The 13,916-nt window shown below is 37.0% G+C and carries 13 protein-coding genes; 1 reads left to right on the plus strand and 12 read right to left on the minus strand.

Annotated elements, in window-relative coordinates; genetic code table 11:
• Positions 1 to 32: 32 nt before the first annotated feature.
• The 3 genes from recG to ACHZK0_RS18620 all read right to left on the minus strand — a co-directional run bounded on the left by recG (position 33) and on the right by ACHZK0_RS18620 (position 4,433).
• Positions 33 to 2,081: an ATP-dependent DNA helicase RecG gene (recG, locus tag ACHZK0_RS18610; RefSeq protein ID WP_262740389.1), complete on the minus strand. Its 2,049-nt coding sequence runs from the start codon at positions 2,079 to 2,081 to the stop codon at positions 33 to 35.
• A 290-nt stretch (positions 2,082 to 2,371) separates the two neighbouring features.
• On the minus strand, positions 2,372 to 4,048 hold the full coding sequence (locus ACHZK0_RS18615; RefSeq protein ID WP_061678214.1) for a DAK2 domain-containing protein: 1,677 nt from the start codon (positions 4,046 to 4,048) through the stop codon (positions 2,372 to 2,374).
• A 22-nt stretch (positions 4,049 to 4,070) separates the two neighbouring features.
• Complete coding sequence (locus ACHZK0_RS18620) at positions 4,071 to 4,433, minus strand: Asp23/Gls24 family envelope stress response protein (RefSeq protein WP_000021109.1); 363 nt, start codon at positions 4,431 to 4,433, stop codon at positions 4,071 to 4,073.
• A gap of 375 nt (positions 4,434 to 4,808) precedes the next feature.
• Between ACHZK0_RS18620 and rpmB the strand changes: the two genes are divergently transcribed.
• Positions 4,809 to 4,997, plus strand: coding sequence for a 50S ribosomal protein L28 (gene rpmB, locus ACHZK0_RS18625; protein WP_000124776.1), 189 nt, complete (start codon positions 4,809 to 4,811; stop codon positions 4,995 to 4,997).
• 73 nt (positions 4,998 to 5,070) lie between these two features.
• Here rpmB and spoVM read toward each other — a convergent pair whose 3' ends face one another.
• From spoVM to fmt, 9 genes are all read right to left on the minus strand, one after another.
• Positions 5,071 to 5,151, minus strand: a complete 81-nt coding sequence (spoVM, locus tag ACHZK0_RS18630; protein WP_001213599.1) for a stage V sporulation protein SpoVM — start codon at positions 5,149 to 5,151, stop codon at positions 5,071 to 5,073.
• Between the two features lie 66 nt (positions 5,152 to 5,217).
• Complete coding sequence (locus ACHZK0_RS18635; protein WP_262740390.1) at positions 5,218 to 5,898, minus strand: thiamine diphosphokinase; 681 nt, start codon at positions 5,896 to 5,898, stop codon at positions 5,218 to 5,220.
• A 99-nt stretch (positions 5,899 to 5,997) separates the two neighbouring features.
• Positions 5,998 to 6,642: a ribulose-phosphate 3-epimerase gene (gene rpe / locus ACHZK0_RS18640; RefSeq protein WP_395760801.1), complete on the minus strand. Its 645-nt coding sequence runs from the start codon at positions 6,640 to 6,642 to the stop codon at positions 5,998 to 6,000.
• Positions 6,643 to 6,644: 2 nt separating this feature from the next.
• Positions 6,645 to 7,526, minus strand: a complete 882-nt coding sequence (rsgA, locus tag ACHZK0_RS18645; RefSeq protein WP_001113938.1) for a ribosome small subunit-dependent GTPase A — start codon at positions 7,524 to 7,526, stop codon at positions 6,645 to 6,647.
• Between the two features lie 268 nt (positions 7,527 to 7,794).
• A complete protein-coding gene (prkC, locus tag ACHZK0_RS18650; RefSeq protein ID WP_395760802.1) occupies positions 7,795 to 9,768 on the minus strand; it encodes a serine/threonine protein kinase PrkC in 1,974 nt (657 codons plus the stop codon).
• Between the two features lie 8 nt (positions 9,769 to 9,776).
• Positions 9,777 to 10,529: a Stp1/IreP family PP2C-type Ser/Thr phosphatase gene (locus ACHZK0_RS18655; RefSeq protein ID WP_262740392.1), complete on the minus strand. Its 753-nt coding sequence runs from the start codon at positions 10,527 to 10,529 to the stop codon at positions 9,777 to 9,779.
• A 4-nt stretch (positions 10,530 to 10,533) separates the two neighbouring features.
• Entirely contained in the window at positions 10,534 to 11,622 is a 1,089-nt protein-coding gene (gene rlmN / locus ACHZK0_RS18660) for a 23S rRNA (adenine(2503)-C(2))-methyltransferase RlmN (protein ID WP_000450538.1), read from the minus strand.
• 4 nt (positions 11,623 to 11,626) lie between these two features.
• Positions 11,627 to 12,961, minus strand: a complete 1,335-nt coding sequence (gene rsmB / locus ACHZK0_RS18665; protein WP_071721380.1) for a 16S rRNA (cytosine(967)-C(5))-methyltransferase RsmB — start codon at positions 12,959 to 12,961, stop codon at positions 11,627 to 11,629.
• Complete coding sequence (gene fmt, locus ACHZK0_RS18670) at positions 12,958 to 13,902, minus strand: methionyl-tRNA formyltransferase (protein ID WP_262740393.1); 945 nt, start codon at positions 13,900 to 13,902, stop codon at positions 12,958 to 12,960. The genes rsmB and fmt overlap by 4 nt, the downstream gene beginning before the upstream one ends.
• Positions 13,903 to 13,916: the final 14 nt, after the last annotated feature.

Below are 13,916 nucleotides of genomic sequence, written 5' to 3' on the forward strand. Positions count from 1 at the left end.
TAGAATGCAACAAAAACTTTTGTCGCCTCCCTTTAATCGAGCTTCTCTCCTTGGAACACACCTGTCCCGTCAAGATAAGTACGCAGCGAAGCATATTGATCATTATGCCAAAACGCTTCAGAATCTACTAGTAATGCTGCATCTTGTCTTGCAGTTTCTAACGCTCGATAATCATGTACCATATCAGCAACCTTGAATTCTGGTAAACCACTTTGCTTACTTCCAAAGAAATCTCCAGGACCTCTTAACTCTAAATCTTTTTCTGACAATACAAATCCATCGTTCGTTTCGGTCATAATACGCATTCGCTCTTTTCCCGTTTCCGATTTTGGATCCGCGATTAATAAACAATATGATTGTTCACTACCACGCCCAACACGTCCCCTGAGCTGGTGAAGCTGCGATAAACCGAAACGTTCTGCATCATAAATAACCATTACAGTCGCATTCGGTACGTTCACACCTACTTCAACAACTGTTGTCGACACAAGAATTTGCACTTTATTTTCACTAAATTGTCCCATTATCTCTTCTTTTTCTTGAGATGATAATCTTCCATGCATTAATCCAACTTGACATTTCCCTTGATAGTGATGAGTCAGCATACTATGTAAGTCAATCGCATTTTGTACATCAAGTTTCTCAGATTCTTCAATAAGGGGACAAATTACATATGCTTGTCTCCCTTTTTTTATCTCCTTCTCTACAAAACCGAGAACTCGATCTAACATATCATGTTTGGCCCAGTATGTTTCAATTACCTTTCTACCAGCTGGCATCTCATCGATTATAGAAACATCCATCTCTCCAAATGCAGTAATTGCTAACGTGCGTGGAATTGGGGTCGCTGTCATAAATAATACATCTGGACTTTCACCTTTCTCCCTTAAAACCCGTCGCTGCGCTACACCAAATCGATGTTGTTCATCAGTAATAACGAGACCTAACCTATGAAAGATAACTTCATCTTGAATTAAAGCATGTGTTCCGACAAGGATATCTATTTCTCCTTGTTCTAATTTAGCCAAAATCTCTCGACGTCTTACACCTTTAACAGAACTTGTTAGCAATTCAACCTTCATGCCAAAGTGTGAGAACGTCTCTGCGAGCGATTGATAATGTTGCTCCGCTAAAATTTCTGTAGGAACCATTAAAGCACCTTGATAATGTGCTAATTTCGCTGCATAAAGGCCAATCGCTGCAACGACTGTTTTCCCAGAACCTACATCCCCTTGCAACAGACGATTCATCCGATAAGGAGATGTCATATCTTTCATAATTTCATCTACTACCCGGCTCTGTGCACCAGTTAACGGAAACGGAAGTGCATCGATAAACTCTTGCAATTCCGCTGAAGGAATTTCTTTTTTCGTCCCTTTCGAATTTTCCCTCTCCATTTTCCGTAATGTTTGCATTTTCAGCTGAAATAAGAAAAACTCCTCATATACAAAACGGCGACGTGCTTGTTTTAAATCTTCCTGCCCTGCTGGAAAATGCAATGCCCGAAGCGCTTCATAACGCGGCAATAATTTATATCGACTAAGCAATCCATCAGGCAGTACTTCAACTATAGATTCTCCATACTCCTTGAATGCTTGGGCAATAAAACGGCGCATCTGCTTTACTGTAAGTTTCCCTTTCACTGAGTATACAGGCTCTACTTCTTGTTGACGTGCAACTGGTCCAAAATGAAGCTCTGATACCGCAATCGTTTGACGATGCTGATCCCATTTACCAGTAATCGTTACCGTTTCATCTAAATTTAACTTCTGCTTATAGTACGGCCTATTAAAACATACAGCTGTAATTAAATAACGACCGACGAGGACACGAACCGTAAGACGCGACTTCTTCTTCCCGTAATATTGTAGTAAAGGAGCACTATGAACTTTCCCTTCAACTGTTACCCGTTCATCATGCTTTACTTCAGCAAGATCTTTCATCGCATAATCTTCATAACGGTACGGAAAATGTTCTAATAGATGAGAAACTGTATAAATTCCCATCTCGTGTAGTAATTCAGATGTTTCTCCTCCGATTCCCTTTACATCCGTAACAGGAACTTGTACAACTTCATTCAAGATTCTCACGCTCCGTCACATTATTTTCTTTGATTCATTATCCATTAACGCGATTGACATCTGTAATCGCTCTATTTCACCTTATATATTCTATCATAGGCATTCTAAGAGAAACTACTCAAATCCATCATAAGCAACACGAAAGAAAAGAGCCTCACTATTAGCAGCAAGGCTCTTTTTTATCTTCAATATGCTAGCCTTTTGAATAAAAACTAGTAATAAACTTCATATTACTACTTCTTATCCATTAGCAAGTAAGTAATCCATTTATTTTCAAAACGAATTTTTTCTTATTCTACAGAGAAGATGAAAGAATACACCGGTTGGTTTCCAGCATGTACTTCTACTTCTGCATCTTCAAAATTCTCTTCTACAAATTCAACTAACTCAGCTACTTCTTCGTCAGTCGCATCTTCACCTTGTAGAATCGTTACGATTTCAGAATCTTCATCAATAAGTGCTTCTAGTAATTGCTTTGCAGCCCCTACTTTTTCAGCATTTGTTGATACGATTTTTCCATCTGCGATACACATGAAATCATCTTTTTGAATTGCTACACCATCAATTTCCGTATCACGTACCGCATACGTAATTTGACCGGTTTTCACATGAGATAAAGCTTCTTTCATGTTTTCTTCATTCTCTTCTAACGTTCCAACTGGATTAAATGCTAACATTGCAGCCATACCTTGAGGAACTGTTTTCGAACGAATCACAATCACTTCTTGATCAACAACTGACGCTGCTTGTTCTGCTGCCATCACGATATTTCCGTTGTTCGGTAAAATAATGATTTTTTCAGCGTTCGCTTCTTCAATCGCCTTCACAATATCCTCCGTACTTGGATTCATCGTTTGGCCACCTTCGATCACTTTCGTCGCGCCAATGCTCTCAAATAAAGTTTTGATACCAGATCCCATAGCTACAGTTACGATACCGTACGGTTGTTTCTCTTTAGACTGGCTAGTCGGCTCAGGCATCATAGTAGGCTCATCTAATAAAGCAGTATGCTGTTCACGCATATTTTCTACTTTAATCTTAATTAAACTACCATAGCGTTGTCCATAATTCATAGGATCTCCAGGATGTTCCGCATGAATATGAACCTTAACAACCTCATCATCTGATACAACAAGTAGTGAATCTCCGTATACACTAATATCTTCACGGAATTTTTGTTCAGAGAAATTATGTTCCTTCATTTTTTCAGGCTCTAATTTCACCATGAATTCCGTACAATATCCATACTTTATATCTTCTGTACTCAATTGGCTTTGTACACTACGGTGATGTTCTGCGCGTACCATGTCATTCATAGATGGTTGGGCAGACACATTAGAAGAAATCGTTTCTCCTTTTAAGTCAGCTAAAAATCCTTCATATACAACAACAAGACCTTTACCACCGCTATCTACAACGCCAACTTGTTTTAATACAGGTAATAAATCTGGCGTACGATTTAACGATGCATTTGCTTCTTTCACAACGTCTTCCATAAACAAAACAAAGTCGCGCTGTTTTTTCGCAACTGTCACTGCATATTTACCCGTTTCTCTTGCAACCGTTAAAATCGTTCCTTCAATCGGTTTCATAACCGCTTTGTAAGCCGCTTCTACCCCAGCATCTAAAGCTGCAGCAAAATCAACTGTTGTTAATTCTTCTTTTTGTTCAATGGATTTAGAGAAACCACGGAATAACTGAGATAAAATAACACCAGAGTTACCACGAGCTCCCATTAATAATCCTTTGGCTAAACTTACGCCGACTTTACCAGCGTGCTGTGAAGGATTTTCTTTCACTTCACGTGCGCCTGAAGTCATTGATAAGTTCATGTTTGTACCGGTATCGCCATCTGGAACTGGAAATACGTTTAATGCATCAACAAGCTGAACATTATTTGTTAAATTATTCGCTCCTTGCATGATCATTTGTGATAAACGTTTCCCATCAATTTTTTGAATTGACACAGATTTTCCTCCTTAATGCACATTACAAGTTTATTACTTTAACTCCTTGTACGTAGATGTTTACAGAATCTACTGCTAGTCCTACAGTTTGATCTAATGTATATTTCACTTTCGTCTGCACGTTATGTGCTACTTCTGAAATTTTCGTACCATAGCTCACAATAATATACATATCAATATGTACTTCATCTTCATCTTTACGAACAATAACACCTCTAGTGAAGTTTTCTTTTCGTAAAATATCTGTTAAACCATCTTTTAACTGATTTTTTGATGCCATACCTACGATACCGTAGCAATCTACTGCGGCACCTCCAGCAATTGTTGCAATTACATCTGTACTAATATCAATTTGACCATACTTCGTTTTAATTTCAATTGACATCTCGTTTCCCCCTTCATAAATGGTGAAAGTGAGCTAGACTACTTTAGTTACTATCATATAATCTTTTTAAAGAAAATTCCATCGTTCTTTCTTTTCACTCTCATATTTTATGTTTTAAATCACATTTTTTATGATGAGCAAAATAGTCCATTGTTATTATACAACATGTACCACTATAATATGTCAAGTAATTTTTCTTGATTTCAGCTTTTCATCATCGACATATGGTGTCAAGTAATTTTTCTTGATTTCTTTTTTCTACGGTGTTGCATTCTCTTTTTAGTTGTGTTAAATTATAGTAGTGTTTTTAGCATCGCAAAAAAGACTAACATTGAAAAATTACGTATGGTAAGGTATCAAGGGAGGGAAATATAAATGGCTCGTGTTTGTGCTATCACTGGAAGAAAAGCTCGTTCTGGTAACTCTCGTTCTCACGCAATGAACGCTACAAAACGTAAATGGGGCGCTAACCTTCAAAAAGTTCGCGTACGCATCGACGGAAAAGTTCAACGTGTTTACGTTTCTGCTAGAGCATTAAAATCTGGCAAAATCGAACGTGTTTAATAATAAAAAAAAGAGCCTCTAGGCTCTTTTTTTACTATGACAATGAAAAAAGCACCGGTAATAGGTGCTTTTTTTAATCTTTTTTGAAGGTATTTAACATGGCACGAACAATTCCACCAAGAAATTTAGGTAACTTAATTGTATAAAATCTCATGGTTTCCCTCCTAATCCCCATTACTCCACTTGTTCACTATATGATGTAAGGAGCAAAATTGTTTCTTTAATCAGTGCTTCTTATCACCATTAATATGCCAGAAGTAAATGAAAAAGTACCTTTTTCCTCAACGAGTTCATTACTAATACAAAGTGTTGATCCCCATTCTATTGTTTTATTAGTTAGAGGATACTTAAATCCAAGCAATGTAATCCCTTCCACTATTTCAGTAACCGGCACAAAAGATACATAAGGGAAATTTTTATTGTCTTCAATTATATGTGTACCCACTTTTTTCACGCTTATTTCATTTTTATTGTCTACAATACACATTTCTATCTCTACTTCTAACCCTCTTAAAAGCATCTGTATATTTGCTAAACCGTGATCCAGCCTTCCACCAGTGGCACCAAAAATACGAATCAATGTCGGATTTTGTTCTAACGCCCAGTTAATCGCAATTTCTAAATCTGTTTGATCTTTTTCACGAGGAACAATATGTAAGTCATTTGTTTGCTGGCCCATCCATACTAATTCTTCTTCAGTAACTGAATCGTAATCTCCAAACGCAACAGCTGGAGTAATTCCTCCTTTTAATAAACGATATACGCCTCTATCAACTGCCGCCCACACTACTTTCTCACTTTCATATCGAGAAAAATCTGCACAATATTCCGCAGGTCCGCCCGCTAAAATATGAATAATCATGTTTCCTTCCCCTTCCATTGTAAAAAGGCAATCTGCCATTCGGTAGATTGCCTTTTTACATATTTTTTCTCTATCCTTTATAAATAGTGAAAACTTACTACACTAGAAGTTTCACTGGGATAAAGACTCGTTCATTCATTATCCACGAATGACACGAATTGCTTCACCGCGGTCTTTTTGATTGTATACTGCTGATCCAGCTACAAGCACATTTGCTCCTGCTTCAACACAAAGTCTTGCTGTTTCAGCATTTACACCACCATCAACTTCAATTTCTACTTCTAGATTGCGCTCTTTAACCATTTCTGCAACTTGTTTAATTTTCGGTAATACAGAATGGATAAATTTCTGCCCACCAAATCCTGGGTTTACTGTCATAAGTAATACCATATCTATATCTTCTAATACATGCTCAATCGTTGAAACTGGCGTATGCGGATTTAATACAACTCCCGCTTTAATGCCATGAGATTTAATTAACTGAATTGTACGATGCAGATGAGGGCACGCCTCTACATGAACAGTAATAATATCCGCTCCCGCTTTTGCGAAAGTCGGGATATAGTTATCAGGATTTTCAATCATTAAATGTACATCTAATGGTAACGATGTAATCGGACGGATAGCTTCTACAATTAATGGTCCAATCGTAATATTTGGTACGAAATGTCCATCCATTACATCGACGTGAATGTAATCCGCTCCGCTTTTTTCTACATCTTTAATCTCTTCCCCTAATTTTGAAAAATCTGCTGATAAGATCGATGGTGCAATTTTAATCATAACTAATACCTCGGCTTTCTCTCTCTAATTTCTTCTACGAATTGTTTGTAATTCTTATAACGATATTCTGTAATTTTTCCTTCTTCAACCGCAGCCTTCACAGCACATTTCGGTTCGGAAAGATGTGTACACCCTCTAAATTTACAGTATTGGCTCGCTTCTTTCAACTCTGGAAAACAATATGTAAGATCTTCTACCTCTATATCTATGAAATCAAGTGAACTAAAACCAGGTGTATCTGCAACTAGTCCGCTTCCAACCGCAATTAATTCTACGTGTCTTGTCGTATGTTTCCCGCGTCCTAAATGCGAGGAAATATCATTCGTTTTCAATTCTAAATCTGGGCGTAAAACGTTAAGCATAGAAGATTTTCCAACACCAGATTGCCCTGCTACAACAGAAACACAGCCTTCTAAGAATGGTTTTAAAATATCAATACTTTCCGATGTATTTATAGAAGTAAATAATACATCATATCCCATCTCACGATAGTCATTCGCATAAGATTCAACAGTCTCTCTCATTCTTTCATCCACTAAATCCATCTTACTAATGCAAATAATCGGCTTAATATTATGATATTCAATCAGCACTAAAAATCGATCTAACAGTCCCGGATTAAAATCTGGTTCTACTGCTGAGAAAACGAGAATTGCTTGATCAACATTAGCAATAGGAGGCCTAACAAGTTCATTTTTTCGATCAAATACCTCAAGCACGTATCCTTCACTTGGATTATCTGCTTGAAAAACAACTTGGTCTCCTACCAGTGGTGTAATTTTATTTTTTCTGAACACACCACGCCCGCGGCATTGGGTAATCCCTTCTTCATGCTGCACATAATAAAACCCACTTAGAGCTTTTACAATTTTTCCTTCTGGCATATAATTCTCCTTTATTTTGTATAAAGTGAACCTGTAATTCATATTGAATGGATTAGAATGCTTTAAATACTTATTTCAAAACCCGTCATATATACAAGTTAATATATTTAATCTACCATCAAATTCAACATATTATTTATAACAGTATCACTTTTATAACTTTTTGAATCATATATTTTTGCCTGTTATACATTCCACTATAAGTGGACAGCATAACAGGCAAGAGTAATACATTCCATCCCCTCTAGAAAGAAAATGGAAGTCATTATTATTGAGTTGGGTATGGTACTTCTTTGTCGATAATCGTTATACCATCTCGTACAATTTTATAGTGTCCTTTTGTACCTTCTTGAATTACAAATTCTAAAGAAATAGTTGCCGACTCTGAAATTGTTCTAGTTTCAATTGGTCTATCCATTTTTTGTTGCATATCTTCTTTATAAATTTCTATTGTTTGCGGTTTTTTCTCACCTATTATAGAAGACTCATACGGAATAGAAATATTATCCACTTTCACTGTTTTCGTTACTTTCGGCTTAGGACCCTCTGAGATGACAATCGTCACTTTATCTCCTTCTTTTAACGGTGTTCCTGGTTTTGGAGATTGCGAAATTACAAGTCCTTTATCAACAGTATCGGAATACTCTCGTTTTATATCTGGAGTTAGTTTTCTCTCATTCAAATAACCATTTACGCTATTTTCAGTCCATCCTGAGAAATCACCTGGTCTAATTTGATAAGGACCTTTACTTACCCAAATTTTCAGTTCTTGTTCCGCCTCTACTACCATTTGATCCGGCGTCGGAATTTGCTCTACGATTTCACCTTTTGGCCTATCATTTTCAATATAATTTATTGTAACTTGCTTATATTTTTCTTCTAATTCAGCCCTTATACTCTCAAAATCTTTTCCTGTGAGATCACTCATCTTACTTTTCTTTTTTCCGCCTGATTGATAGATAGTAATTTTAGAGTTTTCTTTCACGACTCTTCCTGCCACAGGGTCTGTTTTTATCACATCACCGGCTTCAACATCATCTGTATATACAATATTAGGTTCCGTAACCTCAAAACCCTTTTCAACTAATTTATTTACTGCTGTCGCATACTTCATACCCGCCACATCAGGGACTTTTACATCTTTTGGAATAAAGAATCCCGGAATAACAGTAAGCGCTAACGTTATTCCAATTGCTAAAAGTAAAAATGTCGTTATTAAAACTTTAATCCATTTATTACTTCTTTTTTTCTTCTTATTTAATTCCGTTTCTTCTTTTCTTTTTTGTTCGTCCACTTTATTTCCTTTTAAAACAATTGTTTCATCAGTTACACTTTCGAATAATTGTTCTTGTTGAATAATAGGAATCGCTTTTGTCGCTTCCATATCTTCCGGTATGTAAAATGGCTGCTCATTTATCCTCTCTGGATATAGCGCAGTTTCAATATCTCGTTTCATCGCATTGGCAGATTGATATCGGTGAAACGGATCTTTCGCAGTTGCCTTTAATATAATATTTTCGACACTTTGCGGAATATTTTCATTCCATCTCTTTGGAGACGGAATTTCACTTTGTAAATGTTTTAAAGCTATAGCAACAGCAGATTCGCCAGAAAACGGTTGTCTTCCTGTTAACAACTCAAACATAACGATTCCTAGAGAATAAATATCTGATTGTTTATTTGCTATCCCGCCGCGCGCTTGTTCTGGTGATAAATAATGCACCGAACCGAGTACCGAATTTGTATGTGTAATTGTTGTTGCACTTGTAGCTGTCGCAATTCCAAAATCTGTTACTTTTATTACTCCATCAGCTCGAATTAAAATATTGTGCGGTTTAATATCACGGTGCACAATTTCAAAGTGATGGGCGTGTGCCATGGCGGATGTTAACTGCTCCATAATATCAAGAGCTTCTCCTATAGGTAACATCCCTCTCTCAATTATGTATTGCTTCAATGTTTGTCCTGGTACATACTCCATTACAAGATAATATATACCGTCTTCTTCTCCGACATCATACATATTCACAATATTTGGATGCGACAACGTTGTAACAGACTGCGCTTCTCGATGGAAACGTTTAATAAACTCTTCGTTATTTGAATAGTCGAGTCTTAATATTTTTACCGCTACATCTCGGCCAAGTATATCATCATGAGCTAAATACACATTGGCCATTCCACCGCCACCAATCATTTTCAGTAGCTTATAACGGTCATTTAAGCGTTTTCCAATCAGCACGTTGCACTTCACCTACTTTCGTTTGTCGAACCCGCATAATCAATAAGAACAAGGGTGATATTATCTTCCCCGCCACGATCATTCGCCAATTGAATGAGACGTTGTCCCTTAGTTTCAAGCTGTTCATTTAGCTGTAAAATTTGTTGCATATCAGCAATAGAAACTTTGTTAGATAATCCATCAGAGCAAAGAAGTAACTGATCATCTTCCTCAAGCACTAATGTTTTCACATCTAATCCGACTTTTTCTTCTGTTCCTAATGCCCTTAACAAAACATTCTTCTTCGGGTGATATTCTGCGTCTTCTTTTGAAATTTCACCATGTCTCACAAGTTCATTTACCAGGGAATGATCTTCCGTTACAAGCGAGATTTTCCCCTCTGATACCATATAACAACGACTATCTCCTATATGACCTATTGTCACAAAGTTTGGCGTACAAATCGCTATTATAAGTGTTGTTCCCATACCATTACATTCTACATGTTGTTTAGAGTACTCATATATACGCTCATTAATAATCCCAACACTCGTATGTAACCACTCTTCTACTTTTTTTGGTTCATTCATATTATGCGTTTGCTTCCAATAATCATGGAATAATTGAATGGTCATCGAGCTAGCCACATCACCAGCTCGATGACCTCCCATTCCATCTGCTACTACCGCTAAAATATTTCCATCTAAATTGTGAAAAACTCCTGCACTATCTTCATTATGTTGACGAACTTTTCCTTTATCCGATAGAAACACGGCTTTCATCTCGTCACCTCGTCTCTTCTTTACGCTCCTTCGCACGTAACTGACCGCAGGCTGCATCAATATCATGACCTTGTTCACGGCGAATTGTTACATTCACTCCACGATCTTTTAACGTTTTTTCAAATAAGAAAATTTGTTCACGTGGCGTACGTACATAATCACGTTCAGGTACGTAGTTTACCGGAATTAAGTTTACATGACATTTTACACCTTTTAAAAGCGCAGCAAGTTCTTCTGCTTGCTCAACTTGGTCATTTTCTCCTCCAAATAAGCCATATTCAAACGTAATACGACGCCCTGTTTTATTTACATAGTATTTAACAGCTTCCATTAAGTCTGGTAGCTTATAAGCACGGTTAATCGGCATTAATTTTGAACGTAACTCTGTATTTGCAGAATGCAATGAAATCGCAAAATTAATTTGCATATCTTCTTCAGCGAACTTATAAATTTTTGGAACAATTCCACTTGTTGAAACTGTCATATGTCTTGCGCCAATATGAATTCCTTTTTCATGGTTTATAATGCGTAAGAATGACATTAAGTTGTCGTAATTATCAAACGGCTCTCCAATTCCCATAACAACAAGTGAACTTACACGTTCTTCTGTTTCATCTAGTGCACGTTGCACTTCTACTACTTGCGCTACAATCTCTCCAGCCTCTAAGTTTCGTTTTAACCCACCAAGTGTAGATGCACAGAACGTACAACCAATACGGCATCCGACCTGTGTTGTTACACAAATAGAATTTCCATATTCATGTCGCATTAACACTGTTTCAATAGAATAACCATCATATAATTGGAATAAGAATTTAATTGTTCCATCAGAAGACGTTTGTTTTACTAATGTATTTAAAGTAGTAATATCAAAGGAATTCGACAATTTATCGCGTAATCCTTTAGAAAGATTCGACATGTCGTCATAATTTTTCACACGTTTTTTATATAGCCAATCAAAGATTTGTCCTGCACGGAACTTTGGTTCTCCTTGTTCCTTTAACCAATCTTGCATTTCATGAAGTTGTAAAGAATAAATTGATGGTTTCTTCGTTTCTAGATTTTTCTTTTGTTTTCTCACAGTCGTTTCCACGATGCTACACCTTCTTCCTTAAACAAGCAATATAAAAGCCATCTGTTGCAAAATAATGCGGTAAAATTCGTACTTGACCTTCATCAATATACGGATTTAACTTTTCTGGCATGCGATCTTTTATCGTAGTATCCCATTCAAATTCAGGATGCTCTTGTAAAAATTGCTTAATTACTTGTTCATTTTCTATTTTTTCTATTGTGCACGTACTATAAACAAGGCGACCACCTTGTTTTAACAATGGTGCTATTTTTTCTAGTATTGCAAGTTGAATCGTCGATAATCTTTCACTATCGCCTTTATTTTTACCTAACTTAATATCAGGTTTACGTCTAATCACACCAAATCCAGAACATGGTGCATCTACTAATATTTTATCAAATGTTTCATTTGCAAAGTGTTCTTGCACTTTTCTAGCATCTAATGCTTTTGTTTCGACATTTTCTAGACCAAGTCGCTCTGCTTGTTGTTTAATTAAACGTACTTTGTGTGCATGTAAATCAAGAGACATAACTTGACCTGTTCCTTTTAATCGCTCTGCAATGTGCGTTGTTTTTCCGCCCGGAGCAGCACAACTATCAAGAACTACATCTCCCTCATTTGGTTCTAAAGCGCGCGCTACAAGCATAGAACTTTCATCTTGAATAGAAAGAAAACCTTTTTTGAACGCATCTGTATGCGCTACATTCCCTCTTTCAATTTGAATTGCATCCTCTGATAAATCGCCGCGCTTCGCTTCAATACCTTCACTAGCCAACAACTCAATCGCTTCTTCTACTGTTATTTTATCAACATTTACACGCGCTGTTGGTACTGGGGGTAACATGTTCACTTCACACATTTTCTCTGCTGTCTCTAAACCATATTCAGATGCCCAGTCTTGAACAAGCCACATTGGATGACTTGTTGCAATTGCCAAACGTTCTACTGGATCCTTGATTTCATCTACAGAAGGTACTCCTTCTCTCTGAATCGAACGTAATACCCCGTTTACCATACCAGCAATCCCTTTATGCCCGCGACGCTTTGCAATTTCAACTGCTTCATGAATAGCCGCTCTTTCGGGCACTCGATCTAAATAAATCATTTGGTATAAAGATAAACGAAGTAATACTCTTACCCACGCCTCAACCTTCTTTTTTAAAAAAGGCTGTAAATAATAATCTAATGTGTCACGACGTTGAATCGTTCCATATACAATTTCAGTTAACAAACCAATATCTTTTCTATCAATTGCATTTTTTTCAATTAGATTGTTTAAAAGTAAGTTACTGTATGCACCACTTTTTTCTACTTGAATTAAGCCATCAAGAGCTAACTCACGAACATTTTTACTCATGCATTTTCTCCTAACTTCGTTCCAATTTCAGGTTTTGTGCCGCGTAAAAATTGTGAACAACTCATACGTTTTTTACCAGAAGGTTGCAACTCAGTGATTTTAACACCTGTCTCATTCCCTGTTGCAACAACAAATCCATCTTCTTCAAGAGCTACTATTGTACCTGGTTCAGCTTTCTCTGTAATAGAGACCTTCTCTCCCCACCATACTTTAATAACTTGTCCTGCCAAAGTCGTATAAGCAACTGGCCATGGATTCAATCCGCGAATGTGATTGTATACTTCTTCACCTGTTTTTGTCCAATCAATTTTCTCTTGCTCACGTTTTATATTATATGCAAACGTTACTTCTTCTTCATTTTGTTTAATTGGTTCTAACTTACCTTGGATTAATAAAGGTACTGTTTTAGATAGAAGGTGTGCCCCCGCTTCACTTAACTTATCGAATAAAGAACCTGTCGTTTCACGCTCTTCAATCTCCACTTCTACTTGCGTTAAGATATCACCAGCATCCAATTTCTCTACCATATACATAATTGTAATACCCGTTTTTTCTTTACCTTCCATAATTGCATAGTGGATTGGTGCACCACCACGAAGTTCAGGTAGTAAAGAAGCGTGGACGTTAATACATCCATACTTCGGTGCTTCTAAAATTTCATTTGGTACAATCTGACCAAAAGCAGCTGTTACAATTAAATCTGGCTCTAATGCCAAGACTTGTTCATATTCGGCTTTTTCACGAATTCTTAACGGTTGTAACACCGGAATACCATGTTTTTCTGCTTCAACTTTAACAGGTGTAGGTGTTAATACTTTTTTTCTACCTACTGGACGATCGGGTTGCGTCACAACACCTATTACATCATAGCCATCTTCGATAAGACGACGAAGCACCGGCACTGAAAAGTCCGGTGTTCCCATAAATACTACTTTTGTCATTAAAAAACCGCTCC

This window comes from Bacillus sp. 3G2, assembly GCF_044324725.1.
GTDB classification, from domain to species: domain Bacteria; phylum Bacillota; class Bacilli; order Bacillales; family Bacillaceae_G; genus Bacillus_A; species Bacillus_A mobilis.

Bases quoted from the DNA above. Each gene is read 5' to 3' on its own strand.
- ACHZK0_RS18620 (WP_000021109.1), bottom strand. From the start codon at position 4,433: ATGTCAATTGAAATTAAAACGAAGTATGGTCAAATTGATATTAGTACA.
- rpmB (WP_000124776.1), top strand. From the start codon at position 4,809: ATGGCTCGTGTTTGTGCTATCACTGGAAGAAAAGCTCGTTCTGGTAAC.
- spoVM (WP_001213599.1), bottom strand. From the start codon at position 5,151: ATGAGATTTTATACAATTAAGTTACCTAAATTTCTTGGTGGAATTGTT.
- ACHZK0_RS18635 (WP_262740390.1), bottom strand. From the start codon at position 5,898: ATGGCAGATTGCCTTTTTACAATGGAAGGGGAAGGAAACATGATTATT.
- rpe (WP_395760801.1), bottom strand. From the start codon at position 6,642: ATGATTAAAATTGCACCATCGATCTTATCAGCAGATTTTTCAAAATTA.
- rsgA (WP_001113938.1), bottom strand. From the start codon at position 7,526: ATGCCAGAAGGAAAAATTGTAAAAGCTCTAAGTGGGTTTTATTATGTG.
- ACHZK0_RS18655 (WP_262740392.1), bottom strand. From the start codon at position 10,529: ATGAAAGCCGTGTTTCTATCGGATAAAGGAAAAGTTCGTCAACATAAT.
- rsmB (WP_071721380.1), bottom strand. From the start codon at position 12,961: ATGAGTAAAAATGTTCGTGAGTTAGCTCTTGATGGCTTAATTCAAGTA.
- fmt (WP_262740393.1), bottom strand. From the start codon at position 13,902: ATGACAAAAGTAGTATTTATGGGAACACCGGACTTTTCAGTGCCGGTG.